At 69.4% G+C, this 21,064-nt stretch carries 22 protein-coding genes; 9 read left to right on the top strand and 13 right to left on the bottom strand.

Features of this window, described 5'->3' with window-relative positions:
* Positions 1-2 precede the first annotated feature (2 nt).
* Both ABN273_RS56075 and ABN273_RS56070 read right to left on the bottom strand, forming a co-directional pair.
* A complete protein-coding gene (locus ABN273_RS56075) occupies positions 3-1,229 on the bottom strand; it encodes a beta-ketoacyl-[acyl-carrier-protein] synthase family protein (protein WP_349457963.1) in 1,227 nt (408 codons plus the stop codon).
* Complete coding sequence (locus tag ABN273_RS56070; protein ID WP_349457962.1) at positions 1,229-1,495, bottom strand: acyl carrier protein; 267 nt, start codon at positions 1,493-1,495, stop codon at positions 1,229-1,231. The genes ABN273_RS56075 and ABN273_RS56070 overlap by 1 nt, the downstream gene beginning before the upstream one ends.
* A gap of 276 nt (positions 1,496-1,771) precedes the next feature.
* Here ABN273_RS56070 and ABN273_RS56065 point away from each other — a divergent pair, with 276 nt between their 5' ends.
* From ABN273_RS56065 to ABN273_RS56050, 4 genes are all read left to right on the top strand, one after another.
* A complete protein-coding gene (locus ABN273_RS56065) occupies positions 1,772-3,001 on the top strand; it encodes an aminotransferase class I/II-fold pyridoxal phosphate-dependent enzyme (protein ID WP_349457961.1) in 1,230 nt (409 codons plus the stop codon).
* A complete protein-coding gene (locus ABN273_RS56060; protein WP_349457960.1) occupies positions 3,002-4,030 on the top strand; it encodes a phosphatase PAP2 family protein in 1,029 nt (342 codons plus the stop codon).
* The gene (locus ABN273_RS56055) at positions 3,912-6,158 is read left to right on the top strand and encodes an MMPL family transporter (protein WP_349457959.1); all 2,247 of its coding nucleotides are present in this window, start codon (positions 3,912-3,914) and stop codon (positions 6,156-6,158) included. The genes ABN273_RS56060 and ABN273_RS56055 overlap by 119 nt, the downstream gene beginning before the upstream one ends.
* Before the next feature lie 99 nt (positions 6,159-6,257).
* On the top strand, positions 6,258-6,986 hold the full coding sequence (locus tag ABN273_RS56050; protein ID WP_349457958.1) for a PEMT/PEM2 family methyltransferase: 729 nt from the start codon (positions 6,258-6,260) through the stop codon (positions 6,984-6,986).
* A gap of 66 nt (positions 6,987-7,052) precedes the next feature.
* Here the strand turns inward: ABN273_RS56050 and ABN273_RS56045 are convergent, their stop codons facing one another.
* From ABN273_RS56045 to ABN273_RS56025, 5 genes are all read right to left on the bottom strand, one after another.
* A complete protein-coding gene (locus tag ABN273_RS56045) occupies positions 7,053-8,078 on the bottom strand; it encodes a LacI family DNA-binding transcriptional regulator (protein ID WP_349457957.1) in 1,026 nt (341 codons plus the stop codon).
* A gap of 118 nt (positions 8,079-8,196) precedes the next feature.
* Positions 8,197-8,994 (bottom strand): ABC transporter permease, encoded by a 798-nt coding sequence (locus ABN273_RS56040; RefSeq protein WP_349457956.1) that lies wholly within the window; start codon positions 8,992-8,994, stop codon positions 8,197-8,199.
* Positions 8,991-9,761: an ABC transporter permease gene (locus ABN273_RS56035; protein WP_349457955.1), complete on the bottom strand. Its 771-nt coding sequence runs from the start codon at positions 9,759-9,761 to the stop codon at positions 8,991-8,993. The genes ABN273_RS56040 and ABN273_RS56035 overlap by 4 nt, the downstream gene beginning before the upstream one ends.
* Positions 9,751-10,668 carry an ABC transporter ATP-binding protein gene (locus tag ABN273_RS56030; protein ID WP_349457954.1) on the bottom strand — a complete coding sequence of 306 codons (918 nt, stop codon included), beginning with the start codon at positions 10,666-10,668 and terminating at the stop codon, positions 9,751-9,753. The genes ABN273_RS56035 and ABN273_RS56030 overlap by 11 nt, the downstream gene beginning before the upstream one ends.
* A 58-nt stretch (positions 10,669-10,726) precedes the next feature.
* Positions 10,727-11,017: an antibiotic biosynthesis monooxygenase gene (locus ABN273_RS56025; RefSeq protein ID WP_349457953.1), complete on the bottom strand. Its 291-nt coding sequence runs from the start codon at positions 11,015-11,017 to the stop codon at positions 10,727-10,729.
* A gap of 60 nt (positions 11,018-11,077) precedes the next feature.
* Between ABN273_RS56025 and ABN273_RS56020 the strand changes: the two genes are divergently transcribed.
* Entirely contained in the window at positions 11,078-11,722 is a 645-nt protein-coding gene (locus ABN273_RS56020) for a TetR/AcrR family transcriptional regulator (RefSeq protein ID WP_349457952.1), read from the top strand.
* Between the two features lie 296 nt (positions 11,723-12,018).
* Here the strand turns inward: ABN273_RS56020 and ABN273_RS56015 are convergent, their stop codons facing one another.
* Positions 12,019-13,500 carry a multicopper oxidase family protein gene (locus ABN273_RS56015; RefSeq protein ID WP_349457951.1) on the bottom strand — a complete coding sequence of 494 codons (1,482 nt, stop codon included), beginning with the start codon at positions 13,498-13,500 and terminating at the stop codon, positions 12,019-12,021.
* Complete coding sequence (locus ABN273_RS56010; RefSeq protein WP_349457950.1) at positions 13,497-13,709, bottom strand: DUF5957 family protein; 213 nt, start codon at positions 13,707-13,709, stop codon at positions 13,497-13,499. The genes ABN273_RS56015 and ABN273_RS56010 overlap by 4 nt, the downstream gene beginning before the upstream one ends.
* Before the next feature lie 57 nt (positions 13,710-13,766).
* On the opposite strand from ABN273_RS56010, the gene ABN273_RS56005 reads away from it, so the two are divergent.
* Complete coding sequence (locus tag ABN273_RS56005) at positions 13,767-14,972, top strand: sensor histidine kinase (RefSeq protein WP_349457949.1); 1,206 nt, start codon at positions 13,767-13,769, stop codon at positions 14,970-14,972.
* A complete protein-coding gene (locus tag ABN273_RS56000) occupies positions 14,969-15,670 on the top strand; it encodes a response regulator transcription factor (protein WP_349457948.1) in 702 nt (233 codons plus the stop codon). Before ABN273_RS56005 ends, ABN273_RS56000 begins: the two co-directional genes overlap by 4 nt.
* A 111-nt stretch (positions 15,671-15,781) precedes the next feature.
* Here the strand turns inward: ABN273_RS56000 and ABN273_RS55995 are convergent, their stop codons facing one another.
* The gene (locus ABN273_RS55995; protein ID WP_349457947.1) at positions 15,782-16,345 is read right to left on the bottom strand and encodes a CGNR zinc finger domain-containing protein; all 564 of its coding nucleotides are present in this window, start codon (positions 16,343-16,345) and stop codon (positions 15,782-15,784) included.
* Positions 16,346-16,391: 46 nt separating this feature from the next.
* Between ABN273_RS55995 and ABN273_RS55990 the strand changes: the two genes are divergently transcribed.
* Positions 16,392-17,639: an MFS transporter gene (locus tag ABN273_RS55990; RefSeq protein WP_349457945.1), complete on the top strand. Its 1,248-nt coding sequence runs from the start codon at positions 16,392-16,394 to the stop codon at positions 17,637-17,639.
* Positions 17,640-17,903: 264 nt separating this feature from the next.
* Here ABN273_RS55990 and ABN273_RS55985 read toward each other — a convergent pair whose 3' ends face one another.
* Positions 17,904-18,140 (bottom strand): hypothetical protein, encoded by a 237-nt coding sequence (locus ABN273_RS55985; protein ID WP_349457944.1) that lies wholly within the window; start codon positions 18,138-18,140, stop codon positions 17,904-17,906.
* A gap of 44 nt (positions 18,141-18,184) precedes the next feature.
* Entirely contained in the window at positions 18,185-18,601 is a 417-nt protein-coding gene (locus ABN273_RS55980; RefSeq protein ID WP_349457943.1) for a hypothetical protein, read from the bottom strand.
* Positions 18,602-18,748: 147 nt separating this feature from the next.
* Between ABN273_RS55980 and ABN273_RS55975 the strand changes: the two genes are divergently transcribed.
* Positions 18,749-20,392, top strand: coding sequence for an IS1182 family transposase (locus tag ABN273_RS55975; protein WP_349457942.1), 1,644 nt, complete (start codon positions 18,749-18,751; stop codon positions 20,390-20,392).
* 67 nt (positions 20,393-20,459) lie between these two features.
* On the opposite strand, the gene ABN273_RS55970 is transcribed toward ABN273_RS55975, so the two are convergent.
* Positions 20,460-20,672, bottom strand: coding sequence for a DUF397 domain-containing protein (locus ABN273_RS55970; RefSeq protein WP_349457941.1), 213 nt, complete (start codon positions 20,670-20,672; stop codon positions 20,460-20,462).
* Positions 20,673-21,064 lie beyond the last annotated feature (392 nt).

Raw genomic sequence — 21,064 nt, 5'->3', positions numbered from 1 at the left:
GCTCATGTGCCGGATGGGGTGAAGACGAGGCTGGCGTTGTGGCCGCCGAAGGCGAAGGAGTTGGACAGGACCGCACCCGGCGCGAGCGCCCGAGGGGCACGTACGACGTCGACGTCGCAGCCCGGATCGAGCGTGTCGAGGTTGGCGGTGGGATGCGCCGCGCCGTGGAACACGGTGAGCGCGCTGACGACGGCCTCGATTGCTCCGGCCGCGCCGAGGGCGTGTCCGATGACGCTCTTGGTCGAGGTGACCGAAACCTGCCCCGATCCGAACACCCGTGAGATCGCCTGCGCCTCGGCGAGGTCGTTGAGAGGCGTGCCGGTGCCGTGGGCGTTGACATGTACCACGTGGCCTGGTGAAAGCCGCGCGTCGGTCAGCGCCTGGCGCATGCATCGTTCCGCCCCGCCGCCGTCGGGGACCGGCATGGTCAGGTGGTAGGCGTCGGAGGTACGGCCGTAACCGGCCAGTTCGGCGTAGACGCGGGCGCCGCGCCGCAGGGCGGCCTCGAGCCGCTCCAGCACCACGAAGGCAGCTCCTTCGGCCATGACGAATCCGTCGCGGTCGATGTCAAAGGGACGCGAGGCCCGTTCGGGATCCGTGACGCGCCTGGACAAGGCACCGCATCGGTGAAAGGCCAACAACACCGAGGGTGATATACATGCCTCCGCGCCGCCAGCCACGACCACGTCGGCCGAACCGTCCCGGATCAGGCGCAGGCCCTCGCCGATCGCGTGGCCGCCGGACGCGCACGCGCTGGAGACCGTGAGACTGGGTCCCAAGACCTGATGTCGCATGCTGATCCATGCCGCGGCCGCGTTGTGCATGCTCTTCGGCACGGTCAGCGGTGTGGGATTCCCGAACTCGCCGTATCCCAGCATCGCCTGCTCGTACGTCTCGTTGCCGGCCTGCCCGGTTCCGGTCATCACGGCGCGGCGTTCGGGTGGTGCGTGGAGCTCGCCTGCATCGGTGACGGCATCAGCGGCAGCACACACGGCCAGCAGGGTCGTGCGGTCCATGCGGTGTGCCTGCCTGACCGTCACAAGCTCCGCCCACTTGGGGTCGCCCACTTGGCAGGCGAAATTCACCGGCAGGCCGTCGGCGGCGAAGGAGGTGATGGTGCGCGCGGTGGAGTGACCCGCGGCCAGGGTTTCCCACAGGTCCTTGAGATGGTGGCCGGCGGGCGTGCGTACCCCGAGACCGGTGACAGCGACGCGAGTGCTGGAGGCCATCAGCCGGGCTGCGCCGAACGGTCGCGGTCGACGGTGGCCCGGACGAGTGTCACCGCGTCGGCCAGCGTCTGCATGCGCAAGGCGAGATCGAAGTCGAAGGGGTGCCCGAACCGCACCTCGGCGGCCGTCACCAACTCGGCCAGATCGAGGCTGTCGGCCTCCAGGTCGCGGCGCAGATCCGTGGCCGGGCTCAGGGCCGCGGGGTCGGCGTCCAGAAGGCTGACGCAGAGGGAGCGCAGTTCCTCGAAGATCTCCTCGTCGCTCACGCGGAGGTGTCCTTTCCATGCTGGGATCGGCGTGGACACAGGCATCACAGGCCCCTCTGAAGGGCGTTGTGCGATCTCCTGCGGAGCACCAAGTATGACGAGACAGTGACTCTCTGTGACGATCAATGGGTAAAGGTTTGGTCAAGGCACGTCCTTCCTCGGTATTCGTTGCTCCAAACTTGCCCCCGCACCGCAAGTGATCACCCTTGGTGATCGTCGCTGGGTGGCGTTCGTCTGTGGACGCCGACGTGCCGCAATGAGAAGAGAGCAGAGCCTGTGCTGGATGCCTTCAGTAAATGCCGTCCCCGCCCCGACCAGCAGTTCATCGTCGAGTCGGGGACCTACCCCTACTACCGTCCCATCACCGAGCGGCTGGAGAACGGGGAGGTCGTGATCGGCGGCCGTGCCGTGCTGATGGCCGGGTCCAACGACTATCTGGCTCTGTCGAACGATCCGCGTCTCAAGTCCGCCGCCGTTGACGCGCTCGGCCGGCACGGAGTCGGCAACTCCGGCTCGCGCCTGCTCAACGGCTCGCTGGCGCTGCACGAGGAGTTGGAGGCCGAGCTCGCCGATTTCCTCGAGATGGAAGCGGCCCTGGTGGTCTCCACCGGCTACCAGGCGAATCTCGCCCTGGGCGCGCTGTTCGCCCACAACGACGTGGTGTACGTGGACCGGTACATCCATGCCTCGCTCGTCGACGCCACCCAGCTGGGACAGGCAAGCGTGGCGCGCTACCAGCACAACGACATCGGCCACTTGGAGCGGCTGCTGGAGACGGCCGGCCCCGACAAAGGGCGGCTCATTCTCAGCGAGGGCATGTTCTCCACCGACGGCGATCTGTGCGACCTGCCCGGGATCGTGCGGCTGGCTCGCGCCCACGGTGCCCGTCTCATCCTGGACGGTGCCCACGATGTCGGCCTGCTCGGTGCCGGGGGCAGGGGTGCCGCTGAACACTTCGGACAGCTGGCGGCGGTGGATGTGCAGACGCTGACGTTCTCGAAATGTTTCGGCACCCTGGGCGGCGCTGTCGCGGGTTCCCGGCGCGTCATCGACTACCTGCGTCATCACGCGCGGCCTGCGGTGTTCTCCGCGTCCCTGCCGTCAGGCTGCGTCGCCGCTGCGCGAGCCGCGCTCCACATCATCCGCACCGAGCCCGAACGCCGCCTGCGCGTCATGGCCGCCGCCGAAAGGCTGCGCGCCGATCTGGCGGCACTCGGTTTCGCCACCGCCCCGGGCATCACTCCGGCCATAGCGATACAGGTGGGAGACACCTTGCTGTGTGCGCGCCTGTGGAAGGAGCTGCTGAACGAAGGCGTCTACACCAACGCCATGGTTCCGCCAGGTGTCCCCAGGGGAAAGGCGCTCATCCGCCTCAGCGTCACCGCCGCGCACACTGACGCCCACCTGGCCCGCATCGTGGACGCGTGTGCTGCCGCCGGTCGTCGTCTCGGCCTCATCCCCGCCGGGCAGGACGGCACCGCGCCGCCGTCCGCTCTCACGGCGTAGATGGACAACGCGCCCCTGCCCGTGCTGCCCGACCCCGCGGCGTCGACCTCGTGGCAGGCCTGCCGGAAGGCGCCGTTGACCTGGCTGTTCCTCGGCTATCTCGCCGTTGCCGGTGCCTTCGTGGCCCTCTTCGCCGAGCAGGTGGACACGGCTGCGGCACTGCTGGCGGGCTTCGGCGGCTGTGCCATGCTCATGCTGACCTGCGCGGTGCTGGCCGATCGGTTTCCGCGGCACCGATGGACGGCCGGCCTGTGGATCTTCTGCCCGCTGGCGTTGCAGCCCTACCTGTACACCTCCGCCGAGCGATACGCCACGGCCCTGCGCGGCCGTTACGTCGACGCGGACGTCATCGCATGGGAGACGTGGGCGTTGGGCGGTGTGCCGAACCTCGCGCTGGATCGGTACGTCACGCCGGTGCTGACCGAAGTGATGATGGCCAGTTACTTCTCCTACTACCTGCTCGTGTCGGTTCCGGCGTTGTGGCTGGTGGCCCGAGGGCGGATCCGTCACGCGGCAAGGCTCATGTTCGCCCAGGTGCTGGCGCATGTGCTGTGCTACCCCGGCTACCTGCTCGTGCCGCTGCGAGGGCCGGTACACGCACTCGCCGACGAGTTCGGGACGCCCCATTTGTCCGGCTATCTCATCACCCGGATGCAGACCTCCATCATGGAGCTGGATCCGCGGGGAACGTGCTTTCCATCCTCCCACGTCGCCATGTCCTGGGCCGCGCTGCTCACCATGCGCCGGCTGGTGTCCAAACGCGTCTTCCGCCTGTGCCTGGTCCTCGTCTGCAGCCTGACGTCGTCCGTCGTCTACTGCCGCTACCACTACCTCAGTGACGTATGTGCCGGCCTGGCCGTAGCGGTCGTCGCCGCATTCCTCACGCGCCGCGTCGAGAAGGAGTACCCGCATGTCACACGCCGCGGCGCCGAGGCGGTCCAAATGGTCCGTGCTCTGGCTGACCGCTGCCGCATTCGTCCTGGCGCTGCTGGTCGGCCACGACATTCAGGACCGGCTCGTCCTCGGTAACACCGGTCCGATCGGGAGCGCTTCGGCACAGGCCGACGATCTGCTGCAGAACACGCTCGGCCAAGGCAGTCCGCACCTCGTACTGATCGCTCGCGCCGCCGGTTCCGTGGACGACCCCAGCAACGTCGCCGCGGGCAGGCGGCTCGCCGCCACGCTGGCGAATGACCATGCGGTGACGCGGATCACCTCGTACTGGGAGACGCGTTCACCGGCGATGCGCAGCCGGGACGGCCGCAGCGCCCTCATCACGGCCCGGCTGAACGGCGATCACACTCATCGGATCACCGCAGCCCGCAGACTCGTCGCCGGCCTCGTCGGCCGCCAGGGGCCCCTGTCCGTCACGGCGACCGGTGAAGCCCCGATCAGAGCCGAGACCCAGGAACGCAGCGAGCGCGACCTGCGCACAGCCGAACTCATCGCCGCCCCACTGACCCTCGCCATTCTGCTGCTGGTGTTCGGCAGCGCCGTCGCCGCGCTGCTGCCCGTACTCGTCGGCGCCCTCTCCGTCGTCGGCGCGATGGCCGTGCTGCGGCTGCTCACCGAGGTCACCGAGATCGCGGTGTTCGCCCTGAGCATCGCCACCGCGCTCGGGTTCGCGCTCGCCGTCGACTTCAGCCTGTTCGTCATCACCCGCTTCCGGGAAGAACTCGCGCGCGGCCGGGAACCGTCCGCGGCCATCGCCGTCACCATGAGGACCACCGGACGCGCCATGGCGTACTCGGCAGCCACCGTGACCCTGTCGCTGGCCGCGCTGCTGCTGTTCCCCTTCACCATCCTCCGCTCCATCGCCTACGGCGGCATCGCCATCACCGTCCTTGCGGCCATCACCAGCCTCCTCGTGCTGCCGGCCGCCCTGGCGCTGCTCGGCGAACGCGTCAACAGCCTGCCGATACCCGGCCCCTGGCGAGCCGGCCGCCCGACCGGCCGGTGGTGGTTCAACGCCGCCGTCGCCGTCATGCGCCGCCCGATCAGCGTCGCGGTGCCGGTCACCCTGCTGCTGATCACGCTCGGCGTTCCCTTCACAAGCGTCCGCTTCGCCACCCTGGACGACCGGGTGCTGCCACCACAGGCGCCCGCGGCCCAGGCCGGCCAGCAGTTGCGCCGGGACTTCGCCACAGGTGGCGGCATCGCCCCGACCACCATCGTGCTGCCCGAGCTGCCCGGCAATCGCGCCAACGTCCCGGTCCTGAGTGACTACGCCCAGCGGACATCAGCGGTGAGCGGGGTCGTGCGCGTGGACGCGGCCACCGGCTCCTACACCCGGGGCTCGGCCATCGGAGCCTCGTCTCGGGCGGCACCCGCCGTTCCTGATGGGGCGGCCGTCTCCCACCTGGTGGTCACCACCGCCTATGAGCCCTACTCCCTGGAGAACAGCGATCTGGTCGATCGGCTGCGCCAGGTCCGCGCTCCCGGACCTGTCCTGATCGGCGGGCCCGGCGGGAATCTGGCCGACACCCGCCAGAGCATCGGCCACGTCCTGCCCCTGGCGCTGGCCCTGGTCGCGTTTACCACCCTGGTCCTGGTCATCGCGCTCACCGGCAGCGTCGTGCTGGCGGCCAAGGCGCTGCTGATGAACGCGCTCAGCCTGACCGCCACGTTCGGCGTGCTGGTCCACGTCTTCCAGGACGGCCACCTGCGCTGGTTGGTCGGTGACTTCACCACCACAGGAAGCATCGACATCCTGATGCCCAGCATGATCTTCTGCGTCGCCTTCGGCCTGTCCATGGACTACGAGATCTTCCTGCTGGCCCGCATCACCGAGGAACACCGGCGCACCGGCGACACCGTCACCGCAGTGGCCCGTGGCCTACAGCACACCGGACGCCTGTTCACCTCTGCCGCCGTCATCTTCGCCATCGTCATGGCCGCACTGGCCACCTCCAGCCTCACCCCGCTCAAAATGATCGGCGTGGGCCTGGCCCTGGCCGTGCTGCTGGACGCCACCGTGATCCGTGCTCTGCTCGTGCCCGCCGTCATGCGCCTGGCCGGGCGCGCCAACTGGTGGTCACCCACCGTCCACCACACATGGCGGTCCGCCGCACAACGCCCGCCGCACAACGCCCGCCGCCCCCGCCGGCGACGTCCTGACCAGCCCCGCAACCGCACAAGGCCCGACGACCGTGCCTGACGACACCCGTGCCCGGCACTCCCCCTGGCCCGCCCCGAAGACCTGGCCGAACCACCGATCTCGTTCCGCCTTGACCGTCACATCACCGAAAGACCGCACATGTTCAATCTCGCCGCCCCGCGGGCTCTCGCCTGGCGCCTGCCCACCGTTCTCCTCGGCATCTCCGGCCTGCGCCTGGAGCGCACCCGCTACCGGCCGGTGCGCCTGCTGCTGTTCGGCACGATGACCGCCCTGTACTACCTCATGACCCCGCTGCTGATGCCACCGGCCATCGCCACCGGCTACGCGGCGGTGGTGTGGCTGCTGTATTACGGAGGGCTGAGCCTGACGCTGAGCGGACCCGGCCGCACCGCCCTCATCAAGCGCTTCGGCGAGGACCGCGCCTACGCCCTCTACGAGGTCGCCCTGGGTCTGCTCTTCATGAACCAGGGTTTCGCCCAGGCCGTCGTCATCTACGCCTACGGCGGCAACATCCCCGACGCCATCCCGACCTGGGTCACCTGCACCGCGGGCGCAGCCCTCATGATCACGGGAACGTTCTACAAGCTGTGGGCCGCGAGCACGACCGGTCTGGACACCTACTACTGCCGCGACATGTTCCTCGGCCGCCCCCTCAACGACGCGAGCGAACTGGTGGTCTCCGGCCCCTACCGGCACGTACGCAACCCCATGTACAGCGTCGGCAACCTGCCCGCCTATGGATGGGCCCTGTGGTCACGGTCCCTGGAGGGGCTCGCCTTCGCAGCGCTTTTCCAGGCCGGCATCTACCTCTTCTACCACCTGTGCGAGCGCCCCTTCATCCAACGCACCTACCTGCGCCTGTCCTGAAGTGCTTTCGAGAGTCCGGACGCGGCACCTGATGATCAGCCGTCACCTCGCGCAAAGCGTTCCGGGTCAGGCCGGGCGTGGAGGGGCGGTGGACTCGCGGACGATGAGGCGCGGCGGGACCAGCGAGATGGCCGGTTGCGGGTGACCGCCCAGCTCGGCCAGCGCAGCGTGGAAGCACGCCCGGCCCAACCCCGCGAAGTCCATCCGCACCGTGGTGAGCGCCGGGGTCCAGAAGGCCGAGCCCGGGATGTCGTCGAAGCCGACGATGCTGACATCCCCGGGAACGTCCTTGCCGGCGTCGTAGAGCGCCCGCCGCACGCCCTGCGCGATGTCGTCGTTCCCGCACAGGATCGCCGTCACGTCAGGCGAGCGGGCCAGCCGCTCCCCCGCCGCGTACGCCGACTCGAGGTCCCAACCGCCTGCCAGCACCGAGGGGATCTCCGCGCCTGCCCGGCGCAGCGCGTCGCGCCAGCCCGCGTGCCGCCCGCCGGCGCGCCCCTCGGACGGGATGGCCACATGGTGGACGGTGCGGTGCCCGAGGTCGAGCAGGTGCTGGGTGGCGTCGGCGGCGGCCCGGCGCTCGTCCAGCGCGATCGCCACCCGCCCCAGGTCCGGTGCGACCGGCTCGGTGGCCAGGATGGCCGGGATGTGCGGTGGCAGCGCCTCCGCCACCGCCGTGCCCAGCGGGTCGAACGCGATCACCACCAGCCCGCCCGCGCTCGGATCGCTGACGTAGTCGACTGTCTGTTCGACCTCGGCGGACTCCACGACCCTGATCCCCAGGGCCACGCCCTCGGTCCTGGCCGCCTCCTCGATGCCCTGGAGCGTGGCGGCGTAGCCGTACAGCATGGTGTTGGAGGTCACGACGGTGACGCCGCTGGCCCGGCCGAGGCCGAGCGTGCGGGCGGCCCGGTTGGGGCGGAACCCCAGCCGCTCGATCGCGGCCAGCACCGCGGCGCGGGTGTCGGGCCGCACCCGGGGTGAGTCGTTCAGCACGCGCGAGACGGTCTGGTGCGAGACGCCGGCCGCGGCGGCGACGTCTCGGATACTCGGGGCGGCCCCTTTTCTGACGTGTCGGGGGCTCGCGGTCACGATCACATGGTAGTCGGGCCCAAGAGTGGAGGTCATGAGCGGCTCCGGGTCGCGATCGCGGCCATCTCCCCGCAAGTTCCACAAGGACACGTTCACGTCAGTTATCCAGGTTCGTGGCCTAATAGCGGCCGAGGGTGCCGCGGTGTCGGGCGAGGTTTTCGAGCCCGTTGAACAGGACCACCCCGACGGTGGTGATGAGCAGCGGCTGGGCCAGCAGCCACCCAAGACCCCAGCCGGTGGGCAGGGCTGCCAAGGAATGCCCGCCGAGCAGGATGTCCCGCATCGCCTCGATGCCGGGCGCGATGGGAACCAGGAGCCGGCTGAGGAAGGCGATCGGATCGGGCATGGCGGCCAAGGGGACCAGGGTGCCGCCGGCGATGGCGTAGACGGCGACGGACAGCTGAGTGATGATCTCGATGCGTTTGAACACCAGGGTCAGCCCGCACAAGATGAGAGCCAGTCCGCAGGTGCCCAGCGCGATGGCGGCCAGTGGCACGATGACCTGCGCGTCGAAGGGCAACTGCCTGCCCTGGAGGGTGATGGCGACCGCGCCGGTGGTCAGGACGGCCAGCGCGGTAGGCAGAGCGGAGATCACGGCGGCGACTTGGCGGCCGAGGATGAGCGCGGCCGAGGGCAGCGGGGTCAGGTAGGTCTGTTCCAGCACGCCGGACTGGATGTCGCCCAGGTAGCTCCAGAACACCCGGTTGACCTGCTCGTGGATGAAGGTCAGCGCCACCATGCCGAGCAGTACAGGCAGCAGCAGATCGGAGCGCAGTTGCCCGCGCCCCATGAACAGCACGATGAGCAGGTAGAACAGCGGAAAAGTGATCATCTGGATGAGGGCCTGGCGCCATCCGGCGGCGAGGTTGAGCAGGCCCTTGCGGACTTCTGCGGCGAATCCGCGGCCGAAGGTCATGAGAACTCCTGCAGGGCTCGGCGGTGGTTGCGGACGAACAGCAAGCCGCTGGCGGCGATGAGCGCGAGCGTGTGGGCGAGCAGCCAGGGCAGGGTGCCGCCCCTCCAGACCTCGGCCAGGGTCCGGCCCTGGAACAGCGTCTGGGTGAGCGCCTCGATGCCCAGCGTGGTGGGCAGGACCCTGGCGAGTACGGCCAGCCAGTCCGGATAGAAGGCGAGCGGCAGGAACGAGCCGTTGAGGAGCAGTACCAGTGCGGTGAACAGCGACTGCAGGGCGCCGATCATCGGGGAGACCAGCGCGAGGGCCGCCAGCAGGAACGTGAAGGCCAGCACGTTCACCCCGAGCAGCAGGGCCGGCGCCAGCGCCGCCCAGCGCAGCGGGACGGTGATCCCGGCCACCAGCATGGGGACGAGCGCGGCGACGGCGGCCACCGCCAGGCCGAACACCGAGGCGGTGATCAGCCGGCCGAGCATCGGCAGCCACGGCGGCGCCGGGGTCATCTGCGCCTGGGCGAAGGTGCCGGCGCGTTTCTCCTCGATGAGGTCGGCCACCATCACCAGAGCGGCGTACTGCAGGAACCAGTAGCCGCCGATCGCGACGAGCGTCTGCGGCAGCAGGTCTTGGCGCAGTTCGCCCTGGCCCAGCACGAACTGCAGGCCGAGATACATGGTGGTGCTGATCAGCAGCGTGATGACGTGCCCGATCGGGTGGGCCAGCTGCACGCGCAGGCCCTTGCCGATCTCCGCGCCCAAAACGTCAACCAGCATGGGACCCCTCGTTCACCAGGGCGAGGAACACATCCTCCAGGTCGGGCTGCACCTGGGTCAGCGACTCCAGGACGACCCCCTGCGTGCGCAGGCGCTCGACCACGTCGTACACCTCGCGCGGGCCGCTCACCCGCACGCTGATCGTGGTGACACCGTCGCGGGTGACGGCGTCGAACTCGGGTGGCGCCGTTCCTTCCACGCGGATCTCGTACCGATCGCGTTCGCGGAAGCTCGCCAGCAGCTCTTGCGTGGGCAGGTCGGCGATGAGCCGCCCTTTGCGCATGACGGCCACCCGGTCGCACAGCTCCTGGGCCACATCCAGCTGGTGCGTGGTGAGCAAGATGGTGGTGCCGAGTTCGCGGGCCTGCTCGGCGATCCAGTGTTTGACAGTACGGGTGGCCGCTACGTCGAGGCCGAGGGTCGGCTCGTCCAGCAGCACTATCGGCGGGTCGGCGATGAGAGCGGCAGCGATCGCGACCTTCTGCTGCATGCCGCGTGAGAAGCCGCCCACCTTCTCGTCGCGGCGCTCCCACAGCCCCAGATCGGTCAGCAAATCGTTGGCACGCTCGGCGACCTGCGCCCTGCGCAGGCCCTTGAGCCGGCCGAAGTACATCAGGTTCTGCCAGGCCGACAGGCTCCAGTAGACGTTGCGCGAGCCTTCCAGCACGGCGCCGAACTGCGCCATCGCGGCCGAACGCTGCCGGGCCACGTCGAATCCGCCCAGCCGGACCCGCCCCGAGGTGGGGGTCAGCAGGCCGGCCAGCATCTTGATAGTGGTGGTCTTGCCGGCGCCGTTGGGTCCCAGGAAGCCGAAGACCGATCCGGCGGGGATGCGCAACGACACCTGGTCGACCGCCCGGACCTGCGCCGAGCCGTACACCTTGGTCAACGCGTCGATTTCGATCACGTCATCTCCTCGATTCGGGGAAGCCCCGGCTCCGGGGTTCCGGTGCCGGGGCAGGCGGTCAGAGCTCGGCCAGGACCTCGATGTCCTCCGCCATGACGTCGCGGGCGACCGCGAACGCCGCGACGACCGCAGGGGCGCCGGGCGCGGCTTGGCGGGCCGCCTGCAGGCTGGCGGCCGAATCCCAACGCCAGACGCCGACCCACGTCTCCTCGTTCAGCCGGCCGAGGCGTGCCTCGGTGAGGCCGGGGTGAGCGGCTCTGATCGCGGTGACCAGAGCGGCGTGCCGGGCCTGAACCTGCTCGGCGTCCGCGGGATCGGCCTGGAAGCGGGTGACACTGATGACCGTCATGACTGGACCTACTCTCTAGAGTTGACTTCTAGCGACTTAATCTAGAGATAGACTCTAGCTATGAGCGATGTCAAGCGGCCGAACAAGCGGGCTCAGAAGGCGAAAGAGACGCGTCGGCGCATCCTCGCGGCGGCATCGGAGCTGTTCGTGCAGGACGGATACGGGGCGACGAACCTGCAGGACGTCGCCGAGAAGGCCGGGGTCGCGGTGCAGACGATCTACTTCGTCTTCGGCAACAAGCGCGCCCTGCTCAAGGAGCTGGTCGACGTCACGATCGCGGGCGATGACGAGCCGGTCGCCACGATGGACCGGCCGTGGTACACCGCCGCACTCGCCGCCGACACCGCCCAGGACATGCTGCGCACCTACGTCGCCGGCACGACCTCGGTCCTGGAGCGCGTCGCGCCGATCGGCAGGGTCTTGGAGGCGGCGGTCGCGAGCGACCCCGAGGTGGCCGCGCTGTGGCCGCACGACGTCGATCCCCGATATGTCGTCCAGCAGGGTGCGGCCAAGGCGCTTGCCGGCAAACCCGGGGCGCGGGCCGAGGTATCGGTGGAGGAGGCCGCCGACCTGCTGTACGGCCTGCTCAGCCCCGAGCTGTACCTGCTGTTCGTGCAGGAGCGGGGCTGGCCGCGGGAGCGCTGGGAGCAGTGGGTCACGCGCACGCTGAGCGCCCAGCTCTGCTCCAGTGGCGGGACATCATGACCGTCCATCCCATCGTCCGGGCGAGCTCGGTGGCCGGCTCGGCCAGTCCGGTGGGCTCCGGAGTGCATCGCGTGACCCACCACGCGGTCGAGCACGCCGCCGGGCTCCCGCCGGGACCAGCCTCGAACTACTTCCGCAGCCGGGAGGCGCTGTTGGTGGCCGCCGCAGAGCGCATCGCCGACCTTCACCATGCCGACGTGGACCGGGCCGACGTGGACCGGGCCGACGTGGACCGGGCCGACGTGGACCGGGCCGACGTGGACCGGGCCGACGTGGACCGGGCCGACTCCAGCTGGTCAGACGATCCGGAAGTTGGCCATCATCATCATGTCCTCATGTTCGAGGTTGTGGCAGTGGAAGACGTACTTGCCGCGGTAGGAGTCGAACCGGAGCAGGACCTCGGCCTGGTCGCCGCTGGCCAGGTCGACGGTGTCCTTCCAGCCGGCGGCGTAGGGGCCGGGGTCCAGCACCTGGAAGGGCGCGAAGTGGATGTGGACGGGGTGCGCTACGTTCTGCGCGCGCAACTTCCACCGCTCCACCGTGCCGAGCCTGGGGGTGGCCGCGATGTGGTCGGGGCTGAACGCCCGCCCGTTGACCGTCCACAGGCTCATGCCGTGCCGTTCCGCACCGCCGCGCTGGAAGGTGAAGGTCCGCTCCACGACGGCCTCTGACGGCGACAGCGGCCGGAAGTCGGTCAGCCTGGCCGGGATGCGGCTGTCGTCGGGTGCCTTGCGAACCACCACGAAACGCATGACGTTGGCAGTGCCGTCCTGGCCGAGCCGATTCGTCAGCGTCACCTCCTGCCCGACCGGATACGCCGAGAAGTCGACCACGACGTCGAACCGTTCCGCCTGCGCGATCTGCAGCTCGTCGTGCGCGACAGGCGCACCGAGCAGGCCCAGATCGCTGCCGATCTGGACGAACGGCGCTCCGCCGGGCGGCGGCGGGTCGAGCGCGAGCCGGTAGCGGCGGGCGTTGGAGGCGTTGAGCAGGCGGAAGCGGTAGCGGGTGGCGGTGACCTCCATGACCGGCCACGGCGCCCCGTTCACCAGCACACAGTCCCCCAGCACACCGCTGATGAAGTCGCTGTGCACGTCCGGGTAGATCATCGAGCCGTCCTCGGCGAAGGACCGGTCGGCGATCATGAGGGGTACGTCCCGGTCGCCCTTCGGCAGCGGGAGCGCCTCTTCCTCGTCGTCGTGCACGAGGTGGAAGCCGGCGAGTCCCTTGTAGACCTGCCGTCCGGTGTGGTCCATCCGATGGTCGTGGTACCACAGGGTGGCCGCGGGCTGGTCGAGCGGATACACGTACTCGTGGACGGCTCCGGGGGTGACGAGGTCGGTGGGATAGCCGTCGTGCTCGGCAGGGGTCCTGCCGCCGTGCAAGTGCACGACGACGGGCTCAGGCAGTTCGTTGCGGTGACGCACGACGGTCTTGCGGCCGCGTCTCGACACGATCGTGGGGCCGGGGAAGATCCCGTTGTACCCCCATACCTGGGTACGCAGGCCGGGCAGGATCTCCGCCCGGCCGACGCGCTGGGTGATCTCGTACACGTCGGTGCCGGAGGGGCGGAGCACCGGCGGGATCGGCAACGGCACGGTGAACGGCTCCGGCAGCCGGGCCGTACTGCGGAGCAGGCTGCCGGCGCTGGACTCGGTCTCCACGTTCGCGCCGCCAGTGGACCCGCCGCCGTTCGTGGACTCACCGCAGCCCGCCAGTGGGGCCAGGATCACACCGCTCGCGGCGGCCCGCAGGAGGCGCCGCCGGGACAGGCTCACGACTTGCTCCTCCGCGCGTTGTCGATCAGGACCGCGGCGACCGCACCCACGACGGCCAGGACCTGCGGGCCGAATCCGATGATGAACGTCCACGGCGCCTGTACCGTGCCGTTGCTCACAACCAGCCTCGCCAGTACCTCGCTGAACAGGACGAATCCCACGGCCAGCCCGGCGAAGAGGCCGAGAATGGCCACCCCGAGTGCTCTCATGCCGTCGAACGCTAGATCGCCGCGGCGGGCACGGGAATCGGCTGGAGGCGACAGCGGGTGTCAACATCGGACGACTACGGGCCGTCGGCCGGCCTGGCTATCCTCGGGATCGTGCAGGCAGGGAACCGTCAACTGCTCGGCGACGCGGCACTGGGCATGGCCGTATCGGCCGTCGTGGCCGTGGCCGTCACCATGGATCTCGGCGGCACGCGCGGTCCCGACCTGGTGGCATACGTGTTCGCGGCCGGGCTGGGCGCGCTCATGCTCGTCCGGCGGCGCTTTCCCGTGCTGGCACTGGCGGCGACCGCAGTCGGCCTGATCGCCTACCACGCCGCCGGTTATCCGCCGATCGGGCTGGCTCTGCCGGTGGCGGCCGCGCTCTACTCCGCGGCCGAGGCAGGCAGCCTCGTGGTCGCCGCGACGGTGGCAGGGGCCCTCGTGCTGGTGAGCACCACGTTCCGGCTGCGCGACGGCGAAGACCCGGAATACCTGCTGGGGTTCGAGCTATCGTCCACGATCGGGCTGATGGTGGCCGCGATCGCGCTCGGCGCGGCCGTTCGGGCGACCCGCCTGCTGCGTGCCGAGCAGCGCCGCACCATCGCGCGGGCCGCGGCAGAGCGCGAGCGCGAGGCCCGGCGGCAAGTGGAGGAGGAACGGCTGCGGATCGCACGAGACCTGCACGACGTGCTCGGCCACACGATCGCGGTGATCTCCGTCCAGGCCGACGTGGCCACGGAGGCCCTCGACGACGACCAGGCCGCGGCCCGCTCGGCGCTGACGATCATCCGGCGGGCCGGCGACGACGCCATCCGCGAGCTTCGCGGCACGCTCGGGCTGCTCAGGGACGCCGACCAGGGCGACGGCCGCGCGCCCACCGCCAGCCTGCGCCACCTGGACGCGCTCGTGGCGGCGACCACCGGCAGCGGGCTGGTGGTCCAGCTCAGCACCGAGGGCGAGCCAGTGTCCCTGCCCGTGGTCGTGGACGCCACGGCCTGCCGGATCGTGCAGGAGTCGCTGACCAACTGCCTGCGGCACGCCGGGGCGACCAAGGCCGAGGTCCGCCTGCGCTACGGACGTGACCGGCTCGGCATCACCGTCGCCGACGACGGGCGCGGTGCCGACCTGCCTTGCGAGCCGGTCGGGCGCGGGCTGGCCGGAATGCGGGAGCGGGCCGCGCTGCTGGGCGGCCACCTGGCGGTGAGCTCGCGACCCGGCGCCGGGTTCCGCGTCGAGGCGTCGCTACCGCTGGAGGCGCCACCATGATCCGCGTCGCGCTGGTCGACGATCAGGAGCTGATGCGCGCGGGGCTGCGGGCGCTGCTGGAGCGTGCCCCGGACATCACCGTCGTCGGCGAGGCCGCGGACGGCCTGGCGGGATACGCGCTGGCGGTCGCGGAGCGACCGGACGTCGTACTCATGGACATTCGCATGCCGGGGGTCGACGGTATCCAGGCGACCCGGCAGATCGTGGCCGACGAGCGGCTGCGTGACGTACATGTCGTCGTGCTCACCACCTTCGACACCGACGAGTACCTTTTCGACGCCATCCGCGCGGGCTCGTCGGGGTTCCTGCTGAAAAACGCCGCTCCGGACGAGCTGCGCGCGGCGGTGCGTACGGTGGCGGGCGGCGAGGCGCTGCTGTCGCCCTCGGTCACCCGGCGCGTGCTGGCGGCCGTCGCCGACCGGCATCCTCCGCCTCGCGAGCAGCTGCCTGCGGCGCTCACCGAGCGCGAGCGGGAACTGCTCGCCGAGATCGCCGCCGGGCGCTCCAACGACGAGATCTCCCGGCGCCTGTTCCTCAGCCCGGCCACCACTCGTACCTATGTCAGTCGGCTGCTGACCAAGCTCGGGGCACGCGACCGCGCCCAGCTCGTGCATCTCGCGTATGAGAGCGGCCTGGTCGAGCCGGGCGAAGGCGACGGCCGCCCGGTGGCCGACCCGACGCCGCGCTCCAGGCCATAGTCCGGCTCGACGCCGGCGCCGCGCTGCCGACCTGACCTTGCAGGCCCAGCCGCGACCTGCAGGTGGCCCACCTGGGCGGCCCGTCTCATGCGCGAGTACTACAAGGCTTGATCAGGCTTGGCGGCGGCTGCGGTAGGCGGCGGTCTTGGCGCGAGCCGTGCACGCCGTGCTGCAGTAACGGCGCGAGGCGTTGCGGGTCAGGTCGATGTAGACCGCCTCGCACTGGTGCGCCTCGCACGCCCCGAAGCGGTCTGGGCCGTAGCCGTCCACGATGAGGGCCAGCGCCGTGGCGAACTCGCCGCCCAGGGCCTCCACCTGGGTGCCACCCGAACCATGGAAATGCAGATGGAACGGCTGGCCGACATCCTCGACCAGGTACGGCTGCGCGCCGTACCTGCGGATCATGGCGTTGATGCGGGCTGCCTGGTCCGCTGGATGCTCGGCCAGCAGCACCTGCCGCAGCTCGGTGGCCAGCTCGGCCAGATGCCGCCCCGCGTCCGGGACGGCGCGCAGGGCCGCACTCGCGCGGTCGCCGAGCTGGGCGGCGAACGCCGTCGCCAGTTCCTCACCCGCCAGTGGCCGCACTGAGGCGCCGCCCCGCCACTGCGCCGTGGCCAGGTTTACCAGCTCGGCGATCAGCGGCGCCTGCCGGGTTACGTTACAGGCTATTTCCACTTGACTGGTAACACCTCTCCATGTGTCATAGGCATAATCCAATTAGATGGTAACGGAGTCCATGATGTTCGCGCCCTATCGCCGCCTGCTCGCCCAACCGGGCGTCCCTCACCTGCTCGTCACCGGGCTCATCGTCAAGCTGGGCACACCAGTGCTCAGCCTCGCCCTGCTGCTGGCCGCCGTCGACCGCCTCGGCTCCTATGCCACCGCCGGGCTCGTACTCACCGGCCACGCCCTCGCCCTGGCCCTGTGTGCGCCACTCGGCGGGCGCATCGCCGACCGGTACGGCCCCCGCCCGGCCCTGACCGGCTACCTGGCCACCCACGCCCTCGCTTACGCTCTCCTCCTGCTCGCCCCGCCTGCCCTGATGATCGGCGCCGCAGTCCTGCTCGGCGCCACCACCCCGCCCGCCGGATCAGTCATCAGAAGCGCCTGGCCACGCCTCGTCCCCGCCGCCTACCTGCCCGCCGCCTACGCGGTCGACAACGCCGTCAACGAGCTGACGTTCATCGCCGGCCCCCTGCTCGTGCCGGTCCTGACCCTGGCCGTTCCGGCCCACGGCGTAGTCACCGCCGCGGGCGCCGCAGTCCTGCTCGGGACCGCGCTACTCCTTGCCTCCCCTGCGGTACGGCAGGCCGCACCCAACCCGCCGAGCAGCTTCCGCCTGGCCGGGCCGCTCACCCACCGGCGCACCCTCCTGCTGCTGACCATCGCCGCCTTGGGCACCTTCACCTTCGGCTGCCTTCGCATCGCCACGGTCGCCTCGGCCACCACCTTCGGCTCGGCCTCCTCCGCCGGCGTGCTGATGGGCCTGCTGTCGGCCGGCGCCCTCCTCGGCACCCTCGGATACGGCGCGCGGGCCTGGCCCATCACCGGCGGACGCCTGCTCGTCCTGCTCTCGCTCGCAGAGGCGGCCATCCTGCTCGGCGGAGGCTGGGCACCCGGCTTCGTGGCGCTCGCCGTACTGATCACTCTTGTCGGGCTGGTGACCGGGCCGCGCGACGCGGTCGTGCCGACCCTGCTCGCCGACCACACCACCGCCCACTACCGCACCGAGGTCTTCGCCTGGCTCAACACCTTCATGTGGGTCGGCTACGGCCTGGGCACCGCCGTCGCCGGCCAGCTCACCGGCCCCCACGACACCGGCGCCACCGCCTTCGGCGCCGCCGCGGCCGCAGCCGTGGCGGGTGCGATCCTGGCAGCCGCCACCAGCCGGATCGCCTCGCCCCCGCCGACGCCCGCCGCGGTGCCGACCGGCCCTTCCCGCGAAACTGATCACATAGCTGATAACTGAGACTCAGATAAGGGCCGTGGGTGCGTTCAGCGCGGACGCGGAATCTGCCCGCACACAGCGCGGACCGTCGGCACCGACGAGATATCCAAGGCCGTACCTCGCGAAGCACGAAACGGCCCCGCTCGCCCAGTTGCAGATGAGGCTCGACCAAGGCCCACTCATCATCGATGAAGTCACGCGCCGTACCCCCTTGCCCTACCAGGGCCGGACAGCATCGCACAGGAGAAGTCACAGCCTCACGATCGGAACACCGAACAGGCGGCCCTAGCCCACGTCGCCCACGGCGATCAGCTTCCAGAGGTCAAGTACAGCGATCCGGGTCATGCCACGGCCGGTCTCCATGACCGTGCGTTCCCCGCCGTCGTGACGTTCCGTTCGGCGGATCAGGTACGCGCCGCCCTCTATGCAGTGCTCGTACTCGACGGCTCCACGGGTTACATGCTCCTTGATCCTCGTTCGCGTCCCCCGGGAGTCGTACGGGACCCACTCAAGGCCGGACATACACAAGGCGGTCAACGGGGTCGAGGGTTGTGGCCCGCTCCTTCTCATGCCGTGGTGGCCCCAACGCTTCGCCGGATCGGGCAGGGATGCGGCACGTGGCGATTCGGGCAGCAGATCATGCCCATGGTCGCGAAACGTGCGCCCTGCAACCACTCGCCCCACTGGACATCGACGCCACGCGGCAGCGCGTCAAGCGCGTACTCCAGCCGATCCTCAAGCGGGATGCGCTCGGGCAGCAGCAACGCGCCGCGTACCTTGGCGTACTCGGCTGCCAGCCATTTGCTCGCCTGCTGCACGTCGTGGAACGTGGCGGCGATCCGGGAGGCGGGCTTGGCCAACCAGTCACCGGTCCGCATCGGCGGTAGCGGCGAGGTGGGAAAGTCGGGAGAGGTCGGTCGGCGTTCCGCCTCGTTGGCGCGGTCCGCGCCGTTGCCCGTCCATTGGTAGGCGTGCCAATGCATGGTGAGGTGCTCCCGTAAGGTGCTGAGGGCGGTCCCTGCTTGCTTCGATGACACCGTTGGCGAAGTAGATCAAAAAGCAGCGCCTTGTGATCACTGTGGTGATCATGGTGTTGCTAATGTTGTTCCTGCTCCTGAATGGAGTCCTGGGTGTCGCTGCGTTCGACAGGTTCAGACCACATTCCGGCGGCCACCCTGGCGGTGACACGTGCGGCCTTTCCCAAAGGCAGCATGGCGATCCGGATTCGGGACGAGTTGGGTGTGCTGTTCCGGGACGAGGACTTCGCGGAAGGATTCTCCGCACAGGGCCGTCCCGCCTTGTCCCCCGCGCGGTTGGCGCTGGTGTCGATCCTGCAGTTCGGTGAGGGACTGTCCGACCGGCAGGCGGCGGAGGCCGTGCGAGCCCGGATCGACTGGAAATATGCGCTCGGGCTGGAGCTCACCGATCCTGGCTTCGACTACTCGGTGCTGAGTGAGTTCCGCGATCGCCTGATCGCGGGATCGCTCGAACAACGACTGCTGGACGCGGTCCTGGAGCGTGCCATGACAGCCGGGCTGCTGCGTGCTGGCGGTCGGCAACGCACCGACTCCACCCACGTTCTCATGGCGGTACGCACGATGAACCGGCTTGAGCAGGCGCATGAAACAGTGCGAGCCGCCCTCAACGCGCTGGCCGCCGCAGCGCCCGACTGGCTGCGGAGCCAGGCCGAGGCCGGATGGTTCGACCGCTACGCGGCCCGCATCGAGGACTACCGATTGCCCAAGAACAAAAATGAGCGCATCCAACTCGGACACGAGATCGGCGCCGACGGCCGAGACGTTCTGGGTGCCGTCTACTCCGAGACCGCACCGCGCTGGTTGCGCGACATCCCCGCGGTTCAAACCCTGCGCCATGTGTGGATCCAGCAGTACGTCACCATCGACGATCACCTGCGCTGGCGCACCCCCGATGAGATGCCGGCGGGCACTCACCGCCAGATCTCGCCTTACGATCTCGACGCCCGGACCGGGATCAAGCGCGACACTCACTGGGACGGCTACAAGGTGCACCTCAGCGAGACCTGTGACACCGACAGCCCGCACCTGATCACCCATGTGATCACGGCCCCATCTCCGGGCAACGACTACGAAGCCACCGATCAGGTCCACGAGGCGCTGGCCAGTCGGGCACTCACACCTGCGGTGCATCTGGCCGACAAGGGCTACATGAGCGCCCACAACCTCGTGCGCGCCGAATGGCAGGGCATCGAACTGATTGGACCGATGATGCCCGACAACGCCTGGCAAACCGCCGAAGGCAACGGCTTCGCCGTCAGCAACTTCACCATCAACTGGGATGACCGGCTCATGACCTGCCCCCAGGGGGCTACCAGCAGAGCCTGGACCAAGGACATCGATCGAGGTGGAACACCGGTCACACGCGTGCGCTTTTCCACGCGCGACTGCAAACCCTGCCCCAGCAGAGAACTCTGCACCCGCGGAGCGAAAGGACGACAAATCACCCTCCGTCATCGTGATGAACACGAAGCCCTGCAACGTGCACGACAGGCGCAAAGCACCGACGAATGGCAGCAGCGTTACGCACAACGGGCCGGCGTCGAGGGCACCATCGCCCAAGGCGTCAAAGGCTTTGGCCTGCGACGATCCCGTTATCGCGGAATCACCAAAACTCACCTGCAGCACTTACTCATCGCTGCGGCGATGAACCTCACCAGACTCGACGCTTGGCTTACCGGCACTCCACTCGCTCCGACCCGCATCTCGCACCTCGCCGCACTACGTCCTGCGGCGTAAAGAAATGATCAAGTTCGCCAACGGTGTCCTTCGATCAGGCAGGGGCCGCCGTCATGGGACGGGGTGCCTAGATGGCGGTCATGCCGGCGGCGCGCAGTTCGGCGCCGGTGAACCGTAGGGTTCCGGCGTCGGGGTTCTTGGAGTCACGTAGCGCGTAGGCGTCGTCGATGCCCGGGATGGGCGCGATCAGCACGCAGGACTCCATGTCCTCTTCCTGCTGGTTGCCGCCGCACAGCTTGGTGAACGGCACATCGCCGAGCTGATGCCGATACAGATCCATGGTGTCGATCTCCTCTCGATAAGCCCCCGGGGTCGTGGGGCGGGCTTCCCAAGCGCGGACACGCCGGGGGTCTGTGGAGCCTCGGCCCGCCCGCCTGACGCACCTGCAACCGGCGGGCCGGGGCGGCTCAGGGCGGCTTGGCCCGGGTCCGGGCCCCCGTTGTGGATGAGGTATGACTGCCAGGCCAGGGGCGTACGCGATGCTGTCGGTGTGCGACGCGTCCTCAAATCCGACGGGCACCAGCTCGACCAAGTAGCTGGTTACAGCAATGCCGGTGAGTTAAGGCATTTGCGCAGGTAGCGAGTGCTTTCGCTGGTGTTGGGCGTAGCTGGCCTCAGCGCGGATCGTCGCGATTTGGTGACGGATAGTGCGTTGGCTCGCCTGAGCAACGA

Source organism: Nonomuraea sp. B19D2 (assembly GCF_040137845.1).
Lineage (GTDB): Bacteria > Actinomycetota > Actinomycetes > Streptosporangiales > Streptosporangiaceae > Nonomuraea.
Note: the sequence above shows the minus strand (reverse complement) of the source record. Positions and strands in the feature narration are given on the sequence as shown.